The organism is Cytobacillus praedii, assembly GCF_001439605.1.
GTDB classification, from domain to species: domain Bacteria; phylum Bacillota; class Bacilli; order Bacillales; family Cytobacillaceae; genus Cytobacillus; species Cytobacillus praedii.
In genome coordinates this window covers 41,144-59,705 of record NZ_LMBX01000027.1, presented here as the reverse complement: position 1 = coordinate 59,705, position 18,562 = coordinate 41,144, and the positions used below count along the sequence as shown (strand labels likewise).

The 18,562-nt window shown below is 36.4% G+C and carries 21 protein-coding genes and 1 tRNA gene; 13 read left to right on the top strand and 9 right to left on the bottom strand.

Annotation, left to right across the window (positions count from 1 at the left end):
* The first annotated feature begins 87 nt into the window (after window positions 1-87).
* Window positions 88-161: transfer RNA gene (locus ASU02_RS21535), tRNA-Arg, on the top strand.
* Window positions 162-271: 110 nt separating this feature from the next.
* Window positions 272-949, top strand: coding sequence for an SOS response-associated peptidase (locus ASU02_RS21530; protein ID WP_057767472.1), 678 nt, complete (start codon window positions 272-274; stop codon window positions 947-949).
* Window positions 950-1,067: 118 nt separating this feature from the next.
* On the opposite strand, the gene ASU02_RS21525 is transcribed toward ASU02_RS21530, so the two are convergent.
* Genes ASU02_RS21525 through ASU02_RS21510 form a run of 4 tightly spaced genes read right to left on the bottom strand, consistent with a single transcriptional unit; the run spans window position 1,068 to window position 3,517 of the window.
* Complete coding sequence (locus tag ASU02_RS21525) at window positions 1,068-1,472, bottom strand: GNAT family N-acetyltransferase (RefSeq protein WP_057767470.1); 405 nt, start codon at window positions 1,470-1,472, stop codon at window positions 1,068-1,070.
* A gap of 48 nt (window positions 1,473-1,520) precedes the next feature.
* Window positions 1,521-2,426, bottom strand: a complete 906-nt coding sequence (locus ASU02_RS21520; RefSeq protein ID WP_057767469.1) for an aminoglycoside phosphotransferase family protein — start codon at window positions 2,424-2,426, stop codon at window positions 1,521-1,523.
* Between the two features lie 24 nt (window positions 2,427-2,450).
* Window positions 2,451-3,143, bottom strand: coding sequence for an LrgB family protein (locus ASU02_RS21515; RefSeq protein WP_057767467.1), 693 nt, complete (start codon window positions 3,141-3,143; stop codon window positions 2,451-2,453).
* Window positions 3,113-3,517, bottom strand: coding sequence for a CidA/LrgA family protein (locus tag ASU02_RS21510; protein WP_057767466.1), 405 nt, complete (start codon window positions 3,515-3,517; stop codon window positions 3,113-3,115). Before ASU02_RS21510 ends, ASU02_RS21515 begins: the two co-directional genes overlap by 31 nt.
* A 189-nt stretch (window positions 3,518-3,706) precedes the next feature.
* On the opposite strand from ASU02_RS21510, the gene ASU02_RS21505 reads away from it, so the two are divergent.
* Window positions 3,707-4,144, top strand: coding sequence for a MarR family winged helix-turn-helix transcriptional regulator (locus ASU02_RS21505; RefSeq protein WP_057767464.1), 438 nt, complete (start codon window positions 3,707-3,709; stop codon window positions 4,142-4,144).
* A gap of 50 nt (window positions 4,145-4,194) precedes the next feature.
* Here the strand turns inward: ASU02_RS21505 and ASU02_RS21500 are convergent, their stop codons facing one another.
* On the bottom strand, window positions 4,195-5,415 hold the full coding sequence (locus tag ASU02_RS21500) for an MFS transporter (protein ID WP_057767462.1): 1,221 nt from the start codon (window positions 5,413-5,415) through the stop codon (window positions 4,195-4,197).
* A gap of 22 nt (window positions 5,416-5,437) precedes the next feature.
* Window positions 5,438-6,481 carry an ArsR/SmtB family transcription factor gene (locus ASU02_RS21495; RefSeq protein WP_057767460.1) on the bottom strand — a complete coding sequence of 348 codons (1,044 nt, stop codon included), beginning with the start codon at window positions 6,479-6,481 and terminating at the stop codon, window positions 5,438-5,440.
* 178 nt (window positions 6,482-6,659) lie between these two features.
* Between ASU02_RS21495 and ASU02_RS21490 the strand changes: the two genes are divergently transcribed.
* From ASU02_RS21490 to ASU02_RS21480, 4 genes are all read left to right on the top strand, one after another.
* Window positions 6,660-7,745, top strand: a complete 1,086-nt coding sequence (locus ASU02_RS21490) for a metallophosphoesterase (RefSeq protein WP_057767458.1) — start codon at window positions 6,660-6,662, stop codon at window positions 7,743-7,745.
* A 107-nt stretch (window positions 7,746-7,852) separates the two neighbouring features.
* Window positions 7,853-8,131: a hypothetical protein gene (locus tag ASU02_RS21485; RefSeq protein ID WP_057767456.1), complete on the top strand. Its 279-nt coding sequence runs from the start codon at window positions 7,853-7,855 to the stop codon at window positions 8,129-8,131.
* A gap of 39 nt (window positions 8,132-8,170) precedes the next feature.
* Window positions 8,171-8,338 carry a hypothetical protein gene (locus ASU02_RS26550; protein WP_157684555.1) on the top strand — a complete coding sequence of 56 codons (168 nt, stop codon included), beginning with the start codon at window positions 8,171-8,173 and terminating at the stop codon, window positions 8,336-8,338.
* A 144-nt stretch (window positions 8,339-8,482) separates the two neighbouring features.
* Window positions 8,483-10,054, top strand: coding sequence for a histidine kinase N-terminal 7TM domain-containing diguanylate cyclase (locus ASU02_RS21480; RefSeq protein WP_057767454.1), 1,572 nt, complete (start codon window positions 8,483-8,485; stop codon window positions 10,052-10,054).
* 415 nt (window positions 10,055-10,469) lie between these two features.
* On the opposite strand, the gene ASU02_RS21475 is transcribed toward ASU02_RS21480, so the two are convergent.
* Window positions 10,470-11,312: an aldo/keto reductase gene (locus ASU02_RS21475; protein WP_057767482.1), complete on the bottom strand. Its 843-nt coding sequence runs from the start codon at window positions 11,310-11,312 to the stop codon at window positions 10,470-10,472.
* A gap of 25 nt (window positions 11,313-11,337) precedes the next feature.
* On the bottom strand, window positions 11,338-12,531 hold the full coding sequence (locus tag ASU02_RS21470; RefSeq protein ID WP_057767452.1) for an MFS transporter: 1,194 nt from the start codon (window positions 12,529-12,531) through the stop codon (window positions 11,338-11,340).
* A gap of 204 nt (window positions 12,532-12,735) precedes the next feature.
* Between ASU02_RS21470 and ASU02_RS21465 the strand changes: the two genes are divergently transcribed.
* Together ASU02_RS21465 and ASU02_RS21460 are read left to right on the top strand one after the other, a co-directional pair.
* Entirely contained in the window at window positions 12,736-13,107 is a 372-nt protein-coding gene (locus ASU02_RS21465) for a winged helix-turn-helix transcriptional regulator (RefSeq protein ID WP_053478210.1), read from the top strand.
* A gap of 584 nt (window positions 13,108-13,691) precedes the next feature.
* Window positions 13,692-14,513: a GNAT family N-acetyltransferase gene (locus ASU02_RS21460; protein ID WP_057767450.1), complete on the top strand. Its 822-nt coding sequence runs from the start codon at window positions 13,692-13,694 to the stop codon at window positions 14,511-14,513.
* Between the two features lie 105 nt (window positions 14,514-14,618).
* Here the strand turns inward: ASU02_RS21460 and ASU02_RS21455 are convergent, their stop codons facing one another.
* Window positions 14,619-15,239 (bottom strand): flavin reductase family protein, encoded by a 621-nt coding sequence (locus ASU02_RS21455; RefSeq protein ID WP_057767448.1) that lies wholly within the window; start codon window positions 15,237-15,239, stop codon window positions 14,619-14,621.
* Between the two features lie 97 nt (window positions 15,240-15,336).
* Here ASU02_RS21455 and ASU02_RS21450 point away from each other — a divergent pair, with 97 nt between their 5' ends.
* The 4 genes from ASU02_RS21450 to ASU02_RS21435 all read left to right on the top strand — a co-directional run bounded on the left by ASU02_RS21450 (window position 15,337) and on the right by ASU02_RS21435 (window position 18,512).
* The gene (locus ASU02_RS21450) at window positions 15,337-16,029 is read left to right on the top strand and encodes an ArsR/SmtB family transcription factor (protein ID WP_057767446.1); all 693 of its coding nucleotides are present in this window, start codon (window positions 15,337-15,339) and stop codon (window positions 16,027-16,029) included.
* A 196-nt stretch (window positions 16,030-16,225) separates the two neighbouring features.
* Window positions 16,226-17,146, top strand: coding sequence for a c-type cytochrome (locus tag ASU02_RS21445; protein WP_057767444.1), 921 nt, complete (start codon window positions 16,226-16,228; stop codon window positions 17,144-17,146).
* Between the two features lie 61 nt (window positions 17,147-17,207).
* Window positions 17,208-17,909 (top strand): response regulator transcription factor, encoded by a 702-nt coding sequence (locus ASU02_RS21440; RefSeq protein WP_057767480.1) that lies wholly within the window; start codon window positions 17,208-17,210, stop codon window positions 17,907-17,909.
* Window positions 17,910-18,053: 144 nt separating this feature from the next.
* Window positions 18,054-18,512: a hypothetical protein gene (locus tag ASU02_RS21435; protein ID WP_057767442.1), complete on the top strand. Its 459-nt coding sequence runs from the start codon at window positions 18,054-18,056 to the stop codon at window positions 18,510-18,512.
* Window positions 18,513-18,562: the final 50 nt, after the last annotated feature.

Genomic DNA, 18,562 nt, shown 5'->3' with positions numbered 1-18,562 from the left:
GGCTGAAGAGGCGCCCCTGCTAAGGGTGTAGGTCGGGTAACCGGCGCGAGGGTTCAAATCCCTCCTTCTCCGCCATACATAAATCATGCGCCTTTAGCTCAGCTGGATAGAGCATACGCCTTCTAAGCGTACGGTCAGAGGTTCGAATCCTCTAAGGCGCGTAAATAAGTAAAAGGATAGCTGACCATTGTGCATTGAATGGTTAGCTATCCTTTTTTGCTGCCTATTATTTTGGTACAATGTTTCCAAATAGATAATTGAGGTGTTAGCAATGTGCGGCCGATTCACTCTTACAGCAACATTCACGGAGATTATTCAGCGATTTGAGATCGCTGCAGCAATCGAAGAGGAATTATATAACCCAAACTATAATGTAGCCCCGTCACAATCTGTTTTATCCGTTATTAATGATGGAAGCAAGAACCGATTAGGATTCCTTCGCTGGGGTTTAATTCCGCCTTGGGCTAAAGATATGAAAATTGGAAATAAAATGATCAATGCAAGAGCTGAGACAATTGCCGAAAAGCCTAGTTTTCGGAGTGCCTTCAAAAAGAAGCGCTGCTTAATTATAGCTGACTCTTTCTATGAGTGGAAACGCCATGATGATCAAACAAAGACTCCTATGCGAATAAAACTAAGATCAGGTGATTTATTTGCAATGGCTGGCCTTTGGGATCGTTGGATTTCCCCACATGGAGAATCAATTTACTCATGTTCTGTTATTACAACAACTCCCAATGACCTTGTAAAAGGGATACATGATCGAATGCCAGCGATTTTGAAACCAAATGATGAAAAAATATGGCTAGATTCATCTATTTCTGATATCAAACAGCTTAATAGTTTATTAAATCCTTTTAATCAGGATTTAATGGAGACCTACGAGGTATCTTCTCTTGTTAACTCTCCAAAGAATAACTCCATTGACCTAATACGTGAAATTTGCTAGTGGGTGCTAAAAAGAGAGAAAAAACCTTACAAATGTGCCCATTCGTAAGGTTTCTCTATTTTTAATAACGTTCAAGTCTTTATGAAAACATTGCTTAGCTAAAACAAGTAAAACGAATTTATCGGATTATATTTTTTTTCATTCCAATAGCGAATCTTTCAAAACCTAAATTCTCATAATAACGTTCCAGATTTTCCACACACATAAGTTGAGGAATTACTTTATTTTGTTCACAATGGCTAATCATATGATTCATCAGTTCTTTGCCAATTCCCATGGACTGATAACCAGGCATTACACATACTCCACATATAATGGCTGTAATCACACCATCAGAAATAACTCGTCCCATCCCAACTAACTGTTCTTCATCAAAAGCATACACTGCATACCAGCTTTGTTTACACATTTTCTCTAAATCATTGATAGTTAATTTTAAAGAATTCCAACCTAATGATTCATATATTTTCAACAATCCCTTAAAATTATCAGGAGGCTGAATCGTATAAACAATCTTTTCCATTTATGTCCCTCCGTGTATCTTCTCTTTATACAACTTACTCGCCGCTCTTTAAATAGTTCGGCAATGGTCCCAAAAATATTGTATGGAATGATAAAAAGCTTCTTCATAATTCTCGTGGTCAGTAATAGACCAGCATGTGGCCAAAACGGAATGGGCAAAACCCCATAAAAAGATTCTATGTTTATCGAGATCCAGTTCTTCAGCTAAAATAATTATTCGCTTTTCGATCATAGATGCCCAATTTTCAGCAGGCAATCGATTCAATAAAAATTGAATGACATCATACTCTCTATCACCAATTAATCCTTTAGGGTCAATGGCTGCCCATGAATCACTGCCGGTTTTTAATATATTGTAATGATGAAGATCGCCATGAAGCAAATATGGTTTTTCTATAGATCTATTTAATCCTGTAAATGTTTCAGCTGCTTCTTGTAGCGTTTCTTTTGTAATGGGACCAATTCCTTCAGGGTTTTCTATCAATATTTTTAATAAGGCATTTTCCCTATCTTCACTAGTAAGAACTTGCATGGAACCTGACGCAGGAATCCACAATGCTTTCATGACTCTTGAGGCAATACGTGTAGCTGCTTGATCATCTTCTAAGGATGCCAACATTGTACCTGGAGTTAATCGTTCAAGAATGAGAATCCCCTTTTCGAGGTCAACATCAATGAGCTTAACCATTCCACGTCCGTTATAATGCTTTAGAGCGGAAACTTCAGCATTAAATTCTGCACCAGGAATGCCAAGTTTAACAACGACTTCTTTTTGAGCTTTTCGTACAGCAGGCGCAACGAAATTATAAGACAAAGGGAATGGAGGCATGAACTGGATGTCCCAGCGCTCCTCACATTCCTCAATGAGCTTATTAAAACAATTCAGCCATTGTTCACCGTTCTCTTTATGGACAGACTTGATTGTTTGTACAAATTTGTTCGGTAATTGCCTCATTTAATATCTCCTTTTTCAGAGAGTTTAAATATGAAACGCCCATGCAATAATAGGTCCGAATATGGACCCTAGGACGGCACATAATGTCATAGAAACAGAGCTGATAGAAGCTGTCAGTTCGCCATATTCAAATGCTTTCGAGGTGCCTAGAGCATGTGATGCACTTCCAAGGGCAATCCCTCTGCCAATAGAGCTATTAATGCGGCTCCATTTTAAAAATAATGGCCCTAGAATAACACCAGAAAAACCAGCAATCATGACAAATACCATTGTCATAGAAGGCTCAACACCCAAATCTGTAGCAATCTGAATGGCTACAGGTGTAGTGATTGACTTTGGAATTATGGATAGAATTAAGTCACGGTTTATTCCAAAAACCTTTGCTATTAAGATTCCGCTGATCATACCTGAAAACAATCCAATTAGAACACCAACAATAATTGGATAGATATAGCTTATTAATATGTGGCGGTTTTTATAAAGTGGATAGGCCAATGCAACAACTGCTGGTCCTAATAAAGAATTAATCCACTTACCGCCAATCATATACTCATCATACGAAATATTAGTAAGTAATAGAAGCAGAATGATGAGAGTTGTTGCAGTAAGGACGGGAATTAAAATCGGATTGGGAAGCCGTGCATAGATTTTCGCCATTGCTAAGTAAACAACAACAGTTCCAAGAATTACAATGATTGCGATAAGTGACTGCTGCATTTTTTATTATCCTTTCGTTTTAGTGTCTTCTTTTCTAAAAATTGGCTGGCTGTTCCTGACACCAGCATGGTCACAATAGTGCTAACAATGCCGATCAAACATAAGATCGCTCCACTGATAGAGAATAGTGACGGGTAATTCATAATTCCAATCATGGCAGGAATAAATAATAATGGCAGATAAGCTAATAAAAAGTTTGCTCCATTCTCTATGATCTTCAATGGAATAATTTTGAGTGATAAACAAATAAGTAATAGAATTAGACCAATAATACTTCCTGGGATTGGGATAGGGAAAATATGATGAATAACATTTCCAATCCATGTGAAAGCATATAAGATTGCAATTTGGTAGATAATTTGAAGTCCCTTCATAATACTGCTGTTCTTTAAATAAAGAACAACTGCCTCCTTTTTCATGTGAAATCGTGATGATGATAATTAAGACCTTTACTTTACAAACATATACTTGTAAGATACAAGTATATGTTTGTATTATACAAGTAAATGCCGATTTGTCAATCATCAATTAAATTGTATAAAATATAAGCGGAGGGGAATCCATTGCAAAAAGAAAACCAAAATGCAGTTGAACGTATAGAATATGAACTTACTACATTAATCCGGCGAGCTGTTTATTTAGATATTTCCGATAAAAAAATTGGGCATTTGGAGAGATCTGTCTATTTATTATTAAGGCATCTAGATGAATTTGGTCCATCTCGATTAAAAGCTTTGGCTGAAACCTTTAATTTAGATATATCAACTCTTTCTAGACAAGCATCTGCTATTGAAGCAAAAGGATATATTTCGCGTTTTTCAGATCCAACGGATGGCAGGGTAAGCTTATTCAGACTTACGGATATAGGCAGAGAAAAATTAATAATAGACAAAAAAATGAGAATTGAGCGATATCATGCGATGTTAGAAAACTGGTCAAATAAAGAGAAAGAGATATTTGGTGAACTTCTAGAGCGTATGAATGAAGCATTGATTGATTAGATTCATTAGAAAGCTGCCAATTACGGCAGCTTGTTTATAAGAACTTCTTATTATGAAGACATCTCCTTTTCTATTGGATTATCAATAAATTTAAAATATGGGAGAAAGATACCTATTAAAGAGACACAACAAATGAGTGATCCTATTAATAGATATAATGGCCTTATCCCCCATAGCTCACTTAATACGCTGCCTGCGGCTACCCCTATAGGCATCGCACCACGAATAATAAAAAGCCTTACAGAAATGACCTTCCCCATTAAATGGTTTGGTATTATTTGCTGAAAGATGGATATATTATGTACTCCGAAAATTGCCATGGCAACACCGGCAATTGCCTCTGTTATATATGCAACATACATACAATGATTAATGGCAAGAAATAGATAAGTAAACCCGCCTATAACCAGTGATCCTAGCATGATCACTCGCCGGCTTTTGTATTTAATTTTTCCGATTAACATAGATCCGATTACATAACCCAGAGGGAAGCTTGCCATAAAATAACCGTATTCAGCATAGGTCCCTGATAATTCAGTAGTTATGTAGGGAAGATTGATAACCATGGCAGCGCCTACTCCAAATTGAACAAAAGCAAGAAAGATTCCTAGCCAAACTATGATAGGCTGCTTGAAAAAGTAGGATATTCCTTCAGTAAATTGCTGTAACCAAGTTTTTCGCTCATTTTGATAGGCCTTTTCCTCTTTTATAAATAGTAATAATGTACCGCTTGCCAGAAGGAAGCTACTTACAATGAAAAGAGTTAGTTTTACACCAAAGGATTCCACCACTACTCCTCCAGCAATTGGAGCCATAAAAGTCATCAGTCTAAGTGTTCCATCCAAATAGGCGTTAGCCGTTTTTAACCGTTCTTTTTCCACAATGGAAGGGATGATTGCCTGATTTGCTGGTGTATATACGGGTGTGACCAATCCTACGATGATTTGTACTGCGAAAATATGCCAGGATACGAGATTTTCTGTTAATAATGAAACAAGGGGGATAAGGAAAACTCCTCCTCTAATCCATTGCGAAAAGACCATAATCCACTTTCGGCTCCAGCGATCGATAAATGGACCAATGAATAATTGGAGAATAAGGGAAGGGAGAAAATATAATAGCCACATACTCCCAAGTGCCATTGTGGAACCAGTAAGCTGATAAATAAGAATAGAATTACAAAAGGTCCCAAAAGCACCGCCAAATTCAGAGATTGCATTTCCAATCCATACAAATACAAACGATCGATTTTTAAAAATACTGTTCCTCATATATCTCCCACCTAAAGCCTTATCATTGATTTAAATACAGTTCTAACTCTTTTGCTAATCCTTCGAGTGCGTTTCTTTTAAGTGAATATTTGGATTGAGACGTTTCAACTAGTTTAGCTGCTCTAAGAATCTTCAGGTGATGGTGGATTGTAGATTTTCCAATATTCAATTGTGAAGTAAGCTCCTGTAAGGTACGGTCATGTTCATTCAGCATTTTGATCATTCGCATTCGAACCTCATCTCCTAATGCCTTATGTTTAAGAACAAAAAAGTGATTAGGTGTGTATTTATCATTGGGAGAGATACTTTCATTGGCTATGGGATAATAGAAAACCTTTGCTCCCTCTATATCTGCTTCAATATTCCATGGGCGGTATATATATTGTGGAATTAAAATGACTGTATGTATGCTTGGTTCTGGTAAATAAGTAACTCCGCCAGTTGCCCATTCTACGAATTCTTCAGATTCCATTTTTTCTTCCATTAATTTCTTCGCTTCATAATCCGTTTGTAAAATAGCCAAAAGCTTTTCAGGCCAATTATTTATAACTGTTTCGTACCAGCCTGTCATGACATGGATAAGATGTTCCTTTAGGAGCTTTTCATCTGCTTGACAAATAAATGCTATATAGTCAGGCAAATAAGGATGATCGTTCGTTAAGTGCTGCATTTCTTTCATTGCAGTTTGCACTCCGATTGCTGCATTGTGCCTGAGTTCTTGATAGTGGGTGCCTATAAATGGCAAACAAATAAACTTTAAATCTATATTCGGAAGATCTTCTATATACGTTGTAAATTCGGATAGCTGGATGAATGGCTTTTTATGCAGCAGTTGGAGTAGCGCTTTCCACGTATTATTCTTCTCGACAAAGTCTAAATGCTGCAATAATTCTTTTGGTGCAGAATTTCTAATATCAGTCCAATACGCGGGAGGTTTTTCTAACGTTTTAATAAGCGGTGTATTGGTAATGGCTGCGATCCCTAATGCACATTCCCACAAAAGGGAGTATTCTAGCTGAATTTGGTAAGTTTCTCTCTTTCTGCCTGTAAGATTTAAAATATCCAAATATAGCACCTCTTTTATATCATTTGTTTATATTCTATATTTTTAGAATTTAATATTCAATAATTTTAGAAAATAATGATTCCCTTTAGAACAGGATCGCTAAAGAGGCGTCTGAAAACAAATGATATAATAAGTGGGAATTATTAAAAAATACAATCGGGGTTAATGGGAGATTACTATGTTAAATATTTGCCAATTAAACTTAAATCCAGAAAGACGAGTAATTATTCTATCGGATATCCATGCAAGTTTAGCTCTATTTAAAAACCTATTAGAAAAGGTACAGTATACGAAGGATGATTATCTATTTATTAACGGGGATCTTTGTGAGAAGGGGTTGCGCAGTTTAGAGCTTGTTCGTTATGTCAAATGGATGACAGAGCAATCGAAAGATGTTTTTGTCACAAAAGGAAATTGTGATATTTTGTACCGTTATGCTCTAGCAGGGAATGAAAATATTATTCCTTATATGAAAAAGCATAAGCATTCATTTTTAAATGAAATGCTTAAAGAGCGGCATCAAATCTTAGAAGATTTCAATGATATGAAAGAGCTTGCTCAATTTTATATGAGCTATTACAAAGAAGAAATTGATTGGATTGAGTCTTTGCCCATTGCTTTTGAGACCGAACATTTCATTCTCATACATGCTGGAATAGAGAATCGGGCAGATTGGAAGGAAACAGAGGAATCCTTCGCGCTTTCCATTGATTCATTCTTAGATAAAGGGCATCAAATGAGAAAAAACGTTATTGTCGGGCATTGGCCAGCAGTTAATTATCGTTTTCAGATGGAAAGTTCGAATAATCCATTTATAGATCAGGAAAAGAAGATCATTGCGATCGATGGCGGGAACCAGATAAAAAAAGATGGACAATTAAATGCACTCATATTCGCGAATAATCAATTTTCATATGAGTTTGTTGATGAAGTAAAAGAGGAAAGAAAAGTGAAAATGGAATATGCGGATGAGACAAACCGTGTAGGTACAGTAACATGGCCTAATTATGAAATGCTTGTAATTGAACGGGAAACCTATTTCACCTTGTGTGAGAACGTGAAGCTGGGGTATAAGCAATGGATTAAAAATGAATATTTAGTTGAAAGAGAGGATGGGGTCTATTGTAAGGATGATTTAAGCACGACATTCTTGTCGGTTAAGATAGACGAAAGAGTGAATGTCTTAGATGCAGAACAATCAGGATATACCTTAGTGAAAAAGAAAAATGGTTTAGTAGGGTGGATTCCTTCTGAAATCATTTGAAAAGAAAAATGTTTAGTTTGATAGAAATAGGGAATATATCTAGTAGAGAAATAGATGGAATGATTCATGAAGAAAGCTTAAAACATAATAGACGAGGAGGACTTATTATGAAACAAGCTTCACTTGTAAAATCAGTAACGGCAGTAGGTATTGGGGTAGGAGCATCTGCAGCAGCTATATGGTTATCGTCTAAACCAAATAGAATCCTTGCTAAAGATGTGCTAAGAGATTGGAAAAGAAAAGTAAAACCCTCTCCATTTGATAAAAGTGAAAATCTTCCGATTGAAAAAGGAGGACATCCGCATCCTAGAGATATAGAAGACAATAATATGGTTAGTGAAGGTGCTTTATATTCTGTGCAATTCTTCAATGAAAAAGTTCAGTAATCATTTCATTAAATCAAAAAATAACTTGAGGTGAGTGCAATGAAGAGGGCGATGAAAAAAGAACTGAATCCAATGAATGGCACAATGGTTCAGAATTTCACGGAAATGAAGGAAAATGGAAAAATAATGGAGAGTATGGATACGAATAAAGAGTTAAAAGAAAAGGGAAAACAGCCAGATCCGAAGCAAGATACGGAACCTAAATAAAAAGAACATACTAGCTACTGAAGGCTTGGAGATTTCTCCAAGCCTTTTATCTTCAAATAATTCAAATATTAAAACTAGTCATATAGGAATAAACTGCTATATAATAGTGAAAATAACAGTTTTTATTATATGGAGTAGGTAGAAATGGCCCAGGAATTATTATTGTATGTATTAGTGGTTGTAATAGCTGGCTTATTAAGCCTTTTTTTATGTGGGTATGCTGTTTGGAAAATAAAGGACGCGCCTGGAGCTAGATATTATATATTAGTTACTTTCATGTCTGCCGTTTTTACTTTTGCATACGCCTTTGAACTGATGGGTACGTCGCTAGAGGAAATAAGATTATGGTTAAGAATTGAGTATCTCGCATTGCCGTTCATTCCAGTATTCATCTTATTAATGTGTTTGGATTATGTTGGACAAAGACTAAAGCCATGGATTTGCTATACACTTTATGTTATCCCGATTATAACCATCTTCATGCATAATACGAATAGCCTTCATCATTTATATTACAAATCAATGAAACTAAGAAGTGATACTCCATTCCCAACAATCGATCTGGAAGGTGGTCCTTGGTTTTACATCCATTCCATCTTTCTTTTTTTGTGTTTTATGATGAGTATTATCATATTGCTCATGCAGCTGAAGAAATCATCATTTAAGTTTCGGATGCAAATCCTTTTGATGATAGCGGGACTAATGATTCCCTTACTAGCAAACTACTTTTATATTAACGGGCTGAGTCCAAGCGGCATTGACCTTGGACCTGTATCTATGAGCATTTCCTTTTTGTTTCATGGAATAGCCCTTGTATCTTTTCAAATGTTTAATGTCACTCCTATTGCTAGAGACATAGTATTTGAAAACATGCAAGAAGGTGTCATTGTTCTGAATCAAAATAATGTGATTGTCGATTATAATGGTACGATGCTGCAGTTAATCCCAAAATTAAACAAGCATGCGATTGGTAAGCCGATAAGGGATGTCCTTCGCAGTAACCCAAGGCTGGCAGAAATCATAAGTAATAAGCAAGAGTGTGATTACAAGATAAGTCTTGGGGGGGAACATGTATACTATCATATACGGTTTTCACCTGTTCAAAATAAGAAAAATATATCTATAGGAAGGATTGTAACGTTTGCAAATGTAACTGAAAGAGTCCATATCCAGGAAGAACTAAAAAAACTGGCAAGCACGGATGGACTAACAAAAGTATTTAATCGGACTTTCTTTATGGAAAAAATAGAAGAAGTTTTCGAATCACTTACAATTAATGGTGGAGGCGTGTCTATTATTATGTTTGATATCGATCATTTTAAGAAAGTGAATGATACGTTCGGACATGCTATCGGAGATCATATTTTAGTGCATGTTGCAGATACTGCTAAGAAAAGCTTACGGAATACAGATATTATGGGGCGCTATGGAGGCGAAGAATTTATTATATGTATGGCAAATACTCCTTTGTATCAGGCTTGTGAGTTTGCGGAGACTCTCCGTGAGGAAATAGCTAAAGAAAATCGTCTGATTAATGGCGAAGAAGTAGTTATAACGTCTAGCTTTGGGGTTTCACATGCTTATATTAATGCCGGTGAAAGTCAATACTCTATCCATTCATTAATGAAACAAGCCGACGAAGCTCTTTATGCAGCAAAGGGAAAAGGCAGAAACTGTGTTCAATCATATAGGCAAGCATTGGGGATTGTTAAATAGCTTATTACAGCTAATATGGAAGGAGAACAGGGCAATCCTGTTCTCTATTTTAAAATTTTCCAATCATCTATAAACAAAGCCTCTATTTTATTCTAATCTTTAATATTCAGCACAGTAACCTTTTCATGTGTCATTGATTCTAAACTTTTGTGTATACCTTGAACCCCCATGCCAGAACATTTTACTCAACCATTATAAAGATGAAATATTGCCTGTTTTGTTAAGTTTTAAAGCAGTGCTCTTCCTTCAGCTGTTGATGATTTCTCCATTGAGAATCGTTGAAGATTGGTACAAAGTATATTTTTAATACGTTTAAAGAAACAGAAGCCGATTTTAAATTAACCATCAAAAAAAGTGTAGAGAAAAAATACTCTTTCTCTACACTCTGAGAACTCGGGTTCCGAGCTTGTTTACATTAAAAATCAAAATTATCTGGGTCTGGACCTACACGAAGATTTTGATTTAATCCATCAATGATCTCCATTTCCTCTTTCGTCAATTCAAAATCAAACACATTCGCATTTTCAACAATTCGATGCTCTTTTGTTGATTTTGGAATCGTTACAACACCATTTTGCAAGTCCCAACGCAATATAACTTGCGCAACAGATTTATTATGATTGTTCGCAATTTCCTGTATAACTTCGTTGTCTAGCAACTGACCTTGCATTAATGGTGACCAAGCTTCTAGCTGAATGCCGTTATCTTCACAAAATGCCTTCAGCTCTTTTTGAGTTAATCGAGGATGGCATTCTACTTGATTAATCATCGGCTTGATTTCAGCATCTTTCATTAAGTCTTCCAAATGATGAATTTGAAAATTACTTACTCCAATTGCTTTTACTCGGCCTTCTTTATAAAGAGTTTCTAACGCTCTCCAAGCATCCTTATATTTTCCTGCAACTGGCCAATGAATCAAATATAAATCCAAATACTCTAAGCCAAGTTTCTTTAAGCTTGCTTCATAAGCAGCAATCGTTGATTCATATCCTAAATCCGCGTTCCAAACCTTTGAAGTGACAAATAGCTCTTCTCTTGAAATGTCTGCTTCTCTTAAACCTTCTTGGATCCCTTTGCCAACCCCTTCTTCATTCTCATAAATCGCTGCTGTATCCACACTGCGGTATCCATGTTTAATCGCTGTTTTTACCGCGTTCACTAATTCAGGACCTTCTTCGACTTTAAAAACTCCAAGTCCGAACCAAGGCATTTTTACACCATTATGCAAAGTTGTTGTATCTTGTAATTTTTTTACCATCATCTTTAAACCCTCCAAAATTTTATTATATTTTACTTGCTTGATCTTTTCGTTCCAAAGCTTTGCTAAATCCAGTTAAAACTGCAGCCGCTAACACCATAAGTGCTCCAATCCATGACGTATGGATGAGTCCTATCGAGTCTGTAATGAGACCGCCTAAATAGGAGCCAATTGCAATCCCGGCATTAAAAGCAGCTATATTTATTGCTGACGCCACATCAACCGCACTAGGGACAAAGCGCTCAGCCAGTATGACAACATATACTTGTAAGCCCGGCACATTCATAAATGCTAACAGACCCATCAATAGAATCGTTATTAACCCGGCAATTTTAAATGGTGCTGTAAACATCAAAATAAATAAGACAACTGCCTGTACAATAAACATATAGAACAATGCACCAATTGGATTTTGATTCGACAACTTACCTCCAACCATATTCCCAATCGCAATCGCAATTCCATAAACTAATAAAATGACAGCCACAGTTCCTTCTTTAAACCCTGTGATGTCTTGAAGCAATGGGGATAAGAAGGTAAACACGACAAATGTTCCGCCATAGCCTAATGCTGTAATGATAAATAAAAGCAATAGCCGGCCATTTTTCACAAGCTTAAGCTGATCACGAAAGGTAGTTTTTACTCCTTTTCGTAAATTAGATGGAACAAGAATGCTATTTGCAATTAAGGCAATGACACCAATGATAACTATGGTCATAAAAGCAGTTCTCCAACCTAGCTGCTGACCAATAAAGGTTCCAAATGGTACACCAGTTACCGTAGCTACTGTAAGGCCTGTAAACATAATTGAAATCGCACTAGCTCTGCGATTTTCCGGAACTAAATCAGCAGCTATTGTCGATCCTATTGACATGAAGACCCCATGTGAAAATGCAGAAATCACACGTGCCACTAGCAATAGCCCAATTGTTGTAGAGATTGCAGCAAGAGTGTTACCAATAATAAAGACAATCATAATCCAAAGTAATAATGTCTTACGTGACATTTTTGATGTCAAAGATGTTAATATAGGAGCTCCAAACGTTACCCCTAACGCATATAAAGATACAGTTAATCCTGCAGTAGTTACAGGAATACTAAAATCATTTGCAATAAGTGGAAGCAACCCGACACTGATGAATTCAGTCGTTCCGATTGCAAAAGCACTAACTGCTAAAGCAAGCAATGCGAACGTGCTTTGCTTTTTACTTAAAGCCATATGATTTCCTCCTTTTTTCTGTTATATAAATGGAAACTTTCATTTCAGCAAATAATAAATTTTGAAAGAAAGTATAGTATTAATCGGCCGGCAAATGTTAGTATGATATATATCGAACATAAAGAAAAGTACGCACTTTAAAGTTATATAGAAACCTAAAAGTAATATAGGTACTTTTTTGTGCCTATAAGGAGGACAACAAAAATGCAAAAAAAGAAATACAATATTTCTGTAGAAGCGACTTTAGAAGTCATCGGGGGAAAGTGGAAGTGTGTGATTCTCTGCCATCTAACTCACGGAAAAAAACGGACGAGCGAATTAAAGCGGCTCATGCCAACTATCACACAAAAAATGCTCACCCAGCAGCTGCGTGAGCTAGAAGAGGATGGTGTCATCAATCGAATTGTGTACAATCAAGTTCCACCAAAAGTAGAATACGAACTCAGTGAATATGGACGTAGCTTAGAAGGGATCCTAAATTTATTATGTGCATGGGGTGAAACACATTTAACGAGAGTATATGGAGATAAATTTTCGGTTTTAGAAGATAGTGTGTTGAATGAACAGCTTAAATGAGGGGATTAGGGCTCGTGTGATTCGTAACTCTTTTCATCTATTTTCGTTTGGAGGATTTGATAGGTCTGATTGCTCATCTTCTTTCTTTCGACTCACTCAGAACGGGTCCAAATTACATGATAATAAATGTAAGACAGATAGAACAGCCGATTTCCTAAAATAGAAGGTGAAATCGGCTGTTTTATTTTCTATGTTCCTTGGCATACAAAATACCTAAATGTTAGAAGTGTTCCAAAATGGCAAAGTGAGGCTCGTCTTGTGCTATGCATGAAACTGATCCATGCGCTTGCACAGTTGTTCTTGGATAATTCCTAATACAAATTTGATCATTTGAATTCATGATAGAAATAGGAGGGTGGAGGCAGCGAATGGATAATCAGCAAAAGTCTACTAAGCAAATAACATATTAACACCAAAATAATGCTTCTATAGAAGATATCGAAGGAGATTTTAGCGAGAGCTGGATTCAGGCTGTTGGTACTGTTATTTCTGTAATTTCCTAAACAATGTCAGCAAATGCATAAAAAGGATTTTATGCTAGAAATAAAGAATAAGTTACTATTGCTTAATTTAGGAGGTAAAGAATGCTGACAGCGAAACAGTTAACAGATATTAAGGAACTGCAGTGTGCTTGTGAGAATGGTGAACCCTTCGAATTGAAATTGAATTGGGATATGCTCCAATCTCGTGAGGAAAATGAAGGAAACGACTTTTTTCATTATGAGGATGGAAAGTTAGTTGGTTTTCTAGGTTTGTACGGGTTTGGAAATAAAGTTGAAGCGTGTGGGATGGTTGCACCAGATTATCGGAGAAAAGGAATATTTACTAAACTTTATCGCAACGCAGAAAAGGTGTTGAAGGACCGGGGAACTTCGCATATTCTCTTAAATGCTCCATCTAATTCTGAGTCTGGAAAAGAGTTTCTGCGATCTGTTTCTTGCTCTTATTCATTTTCAGAGTATCAGATGAAATGGGAAGAAATGCCTCTCTCTTATAAAGAGGATGTAATATTGAGGCTGTCAACTCCTGATGACTTTGAAACAGAAATCCAATTAGATGTTCAGGCTTTCCAGTTTGAAGAAGAGGATGCACGAGATTATAATGAAAGAATTAAACGTGAAAACACGGATCAATTCTATATCATTGAATCAAATGGAGTTTCTGTTGGCAAAATGCGTATCTCTCATCTGGATGGAGAAGCGTGGATTTACGGATTTGCTATTTTCCCTGAATATCAAGGCAAAGGCATTGGACGAAAAGCGTTAACAAACATCATTTTAAATGAAGATAAGAATGGATTTTCGATTTTTCTAGAAGTAGAAGCAAAGAATGCACACGCATTAAAACTATATGAGTCTTGTGGATTTAAAGCCTATCATGCACAGGATTATTATAAAAAGGAATAAATATGGTTTTATCATTTATAAAAAGTACTCCTTTATGGAAGAGAAAGTCACCTTACCCTCTATTTTTAGGGATGGGGTGACTTTTCCCTTTATTTTAAACAAATCCTAGATCTCCGCCCTAAATGTTTTTCCCAACTGATGACTAAGGCTAAAATAATGACGGAAATTATATATTATTGGACTCCACTTGTTTGGATCTATATGATTTTCTCCTATGATAATTTCTTTATGCGCATGAATTTGCAACGCTTTTGTCTCTACTATGGCAAAATCAGGGGTATGCTCGGGAATCCGAATGTTTTTCACTGCTGCTTCAATTTGTAAAGGACATTCCATAATTCGAGAAGGTTTCACAGTCTCAGATTCAATTGGTGATAATCCACTAATGGCATACTTATCTTTCCCATACTCAAACCCTGCTTTTTTCTTAAATTCGGGAACGGGATTCTTTCCGGTGTAGGGTGCTAATGATTCAACATTTCTCCATAATGAAGGACTTGGAATGTTGATTACACATTCAGGCTGTCGTTCTAAATTTTCGATGGCTTTTCCTCCAAGACCAATGCCCAAAATGATGCAATCCCCTAATGCCCATGATGATGATATAGGGCTTATATTTACGGAATCATCCTCATTTAGTGTATTTAATAAGATTACGGGAGTTCCATAGTAAAGAATGCTAGGCTGAATTCTTTCTATGTTTAGTGCTTGATAGGCAGTTTCCATTTTTATTCTCCTCCTACTTATATGTTCTTATTTATTGTAAAATAGTAATATTCTAATCTTCATCGAAATATGGAATACATAGAGAGGAGGAAAAACTATGAATGCAAACGCTAATGTAGCGATTATTGCCAGTCTTGTGAGTGAACCTTCGCGTGCGGCAATTCTGACTGTTTTAATGGATGGCAGATACCATCCGGTAAACGAATTAGCCTATATGGCGGGCATAAAACCGCAAACAGCGAGTTTTCATTTATCTAAAATGGTCAATGCAAAAATTGTGGCCGTAGAAAAACAAGGAAGACATCGGTATTATGGCATTGAGAGTCAACAGGTTGCTCAGGTTATGGAATCATTGCTATTAATTGCACCGCCAATTGAAATTAAATCATTCAAACAGGCTTCTGAGGATAAGGCCATTCGCTTAGCAAGGACTTGCTATGACCATCTTGCAGGGGGACTTGGCGTGAAGTTGACTGATGCTCTTATTCAAGAAGGCATTCTTTGTGAGGGATCAAAAGAATTCACAGTGACAGAAAAGGGAAAGGAGTTCCTTGCTGATTTTCAAATTGACCTCAAAAGGGTTGAATCAAAGAGACGTTCATTTTCACACAAGTGCCTTGATTGGAGTGAAAGACGACATCACCTTGCTGGAGCACTTGGAAATGCGCTTTTAGAAAGGTTATTAGAATTAAACTGGGTAGAACGTTTACCAAAAACAAGAGCAATCAAAGTTACATCTAAAGGTGAAAAAGGATTGAAGGAAACTTTTTCTATAGAAGTTAGTATATAGCAGAATTGTTCTGAGTAAGCATAAAAAATAGTCTGCTCTGAAATATGAAGAATATATGAAATCTATTCCTTTCACTGCAAAGTTCACGAAACGCTCACGACAAATTAACCAACTCTTAACACTCCTTTTAGACAATTTACTTGTGATTTCAATCATAGTAAATACCAACTGAACAGCAGTCGAAAGGAGAATGATTATGAAAGTTAAAAATCAGATGTTCTTACCAGTAATAGCCATCATTGTTACAATGATAGCCGGCTTTACGTATCTTTATATTTATGTAAAGGATAAGCCAGCAAACACGGAATTGGCAAGTTCAGAACCAAAAGCAGAAGAAAAGACACATCCATATGCTCCGCCAAGTATGGAAGAGGTGCCAGAAGGGGAGGAAGGCGAATTAATTAAGCTAGGACAAAAATATCATAATGAAACAAGCAGTGTTTTAGACGGGTATGTCGGCAATACATTAAGTTGTGCCAGCTGCCATGCGAATGGAGGAGTTGGTGATTCTCTAGATTTAGTTGGAATCTCAAAAACATATCCACAATATAATCCACGTGCGGGACGAGAAGTAAGTATAGAGGATCGAATTAACGGATGCTTTATAAGAAGTATGAATGGAAAGCCCCTTCCTAAAGAGGGAGAAGAGATGAAGGCAATGGTTGCGTATTATAATTATATTTCAACAAATGTTCCTGAAGGTACGACCGATCGGCCTTGGGCAAAGCTTAAAAAGGCTGAAGGTGATTTATCAAAAGTGAATGTAGATGAAGGAAGAGAGCTTTATCAGCAAGCATGTATCACCTGTCATGGGGAAGATGGTGCTGGCGGAGCTGCAGGACTTGCACTTTGGGGAGATAATTCATACAATATTGGTGCTGGGATGGCTAGAGTTCGAACAGCAGCTGGTTATATTCAAAAGTATATGCCAAAGGCTCCAGTTGGCGAACATGAAGCAGGTTCTCTTACTGAAGAACAGGCGATGAATATTGCAGCGTACATCAATTCAATGGAGCGTCCAGATTTTCCAAACAAAATTAATGACTGGCCGAATGGAGATGCACCAGATGATGCAGCTTATGAAACTTTAGCCGGCAAGAAGAATGCCGATAAATAAAAGATTTTTATAGAAATGCTATTTGCTAGCTTTACTGTATAAGAGAAACGTGGTGATTGTTATGGAGGATGGAAAGCTGAGAGGGAAGACAATTCTTCTAATTGAAGAGAACGAAGCGAACCGGATTGAGCTTAATTGGTATTTGTCCAAAAATGGTTTTGAGATTATTGAAGCCGAGAATGGAAAAGCAGCCAAAATGAAATTTTTAAAGTATGACCCTTGCTTCGTCCTGCTTGAGACAGCTCTTCCTGATATGAATGGGCTGGAACTTTGTACTTGGATTCGCAATCAGAATTCTAACAATGTGCCTATTATCATACAATCATCGAAAGGTGCCGACCAGGACAAAATACAAGGGCTGAAGATGGGGGCAGATGATTATATTGTGAAGCCATTTAACCTTGAAGAGCTTTTGATAAGAATAGAAACTGTCCTGAGAAGAACCGTAAATCGCTGCAGCAAATTAAGCTTTAAAGGACTGACAATTAAGCCGATAAAAGGGATTGTTAAATTTCATGATCAAGAGATACATGTCACTCATTTTGAATATCGGCTTTTATATCTTTTTATGACACATCCTGATCAAATATTATCAAGGGAACAAATAATTAATGAATTGTATAAGAAAAATGAAAAGATTATCAATGAAAGGACGGTTGACGTACATATAAAAAACCTCAGGGAGAAAATAGCTGGTTTTTCTGACTATCCTTTCATTGTATCCGTACGCGGTTTAGGCTATAAATTTAATATAGATTTTTAAAGTGGGAAAACGGAGATGTTGTATATTAACATCTTCTTTTTTTAGTCTCTTGAATGCCAGCATAAACCAGTAATTAAAACGGCAATACTATTTATATAAATAATGGCGTATTAATTAAAAGGATAAATGGCAAGGAGGGCTGGAATGGTTGGATTAATCCTTTTTGTGATAGTAATTAATCTAGTCGTTTTTTTTATAAAGAAGAATCTGACTATGAATCAAATGGTTCATATTTGGTTCTTTACGATCGCACTCCAATTAACTTTTGATATTTTTATCGATTTAAAATATCATGGCTACTGGTATATAACGCAAGGAATTGATTGGGAAGCCTTTCCTGCCTATACTATATTAGTCCCTCCTGTTAATATCCTATTTTTAAATTGGTTTCCTTTTAAGCGTTCCTTTAAAAAAAAATTCTTATATTTTGCTGTATGGGTAATAGCCATATTAATTTATGAAAGTATTGCCCAGCTTCCCCCTCCATGGGGATACTTTGAATATGGCTGGTGGCGGCTTGAGTATTCTGCAGTCATTGATCCGATATTATTACTCATATTAATAGGTTATTATAAATGGATTCAAGTGATTGAAAAGAAATAATATTGAAAACGGAGCTGATTGTCTCCGTTTTTTTTATGCCTCTTAGACTC

Bases quoted from the DNA above. Each gene is read 5' to 3' on its own strand.
- ASU02_RS21530 (WP_057767472.1), top strand. From the start codon at position 272: ATGTGCGGCCGATTCACTCTTACAGCAACATTCACGGAGATTATTCAG.
- ASU02_RS21525 (WP_057767470.1), bottom strand. From the start codon at position 1,472: ATGGAAAAGATTGTTTATACGATTCAGCCTCCTGATAATTTTAAGGGA.
- ASU02_RS21520 (WP_057767469.1), bottom strand. From the start codon at position 2,426: ATGAGGCAATTACCGAACAAATTTGTACAAACAATCAAGTCTGTCCAT.
- ASU02_RS21515 (WP_057767467.1), bottom strand. From the start codon at position 3,143: ATGCAGCAGTCACTTATCGCAATCATTGTAATTCTTGGAACTGTTGTT.
- ASU02_RS21510 (WP_057767466.1), bottom strand. From the start codon at position 3,517: ATGAAGGGACTTCAAATTATCTACCAAATTGCAATCTTATATGCTTTC.
- ASU02_RS21500 (WP_057767462.1), bottom strand. From the start codon at position 5,415: ATGAGGAACAGTATTTTTAAAAATCGATCGTTTGTATTTGTATGGATT.
- ASU02_RS21490 (WP_057767458.1), top strand. From the start codon at position 6,660: ATGTTAAATATTTGCCAATTAAACTTAAATCCAGAAAGACGAGTAATT.
- ASU02_RS21485 (WP_057767456.1), top strand. From the start codon at position 7,853: ATGAAACAAGCTTCACTTGTAAAATCAGTAACGGCAGTAGGTATTGGG.
- ASU02_RS26550 (WP_157684555.1), top strand. From the start codon at position 8,171: ATGAAGAGGGCGATGAAAAAAGAACTGAATCCAATGAATGGCACAATG.
- ASU02_RS21480 (WP_057767454.1), top strand. From the start codon at position 8,483: ATGGCCCAGGAATTATTATTGTATGTATTAGTGGTTGTAATAGCTGGC.
- ASU02_RS21475 (WP_057767482.1), bottom strand. From the start codon at position 11,312: ATGGTAAAAAAATTACAAGATACAACAACTTTGCATAATGGTGTAAAA.
- ASU02_RS21470 (WP_057767452.1), bottom strand. From the start codon at position 12,531: ATGGCTTTAAGTAAAAAGCAAAGCACGTTCGCATTGCTTGCTTTAGCA.
- ASU02_RS21465 (WP_053478210.1), top strand. From the start codon at position 12,736: ATGCAAAAAAAGAAATACAATATTTCTGTAGAAGCGACTTTAGAAGTC.
- ASU02_RS21460 (WP_057767450.1), top strand. From the start codon at position 13,692: ATGCTGACAGCGAAACAGTTAACAGATATTAAGGAACTGCAGTGTGCT.
- ASU02_RS21455 (WP_057767448.1), bottom strand. From the start codon at position 15,239: ATGGAAACTGCCTATCAAGCACTAAACATAGAAAGAATTCAGCCTAGC.
- ASU02_RS21450 (WP_057767446.1), top strand. From the start codon at position 15,337: ATGAATGCAAACGCTAATGTAGCGATTATTGCCAGTCTTGTGAGTGAA.
- ASU02_RS21445 (WP_057767444.1), top strand. From the start codon at position 16,226: ATGAAAGTTAAAAATCAGATGTTCTTACCAGTAATAGCCATCATTGTT.
- ASU02_RS21440 (WP_057767480.1), top strand. From the start codon at position 17,208: ATGGAGGATGGAAAGCTGAGAGGGAAGACAATTCTTCTAATTGAAGAG.
- ASU02_RS21435 (WP_057767442.1), top strand. From the start codon at position 18,054: ATGGTTGGATTAATCCTTTTTGTGATAGTAATTAATCTAGTCGTTTTT.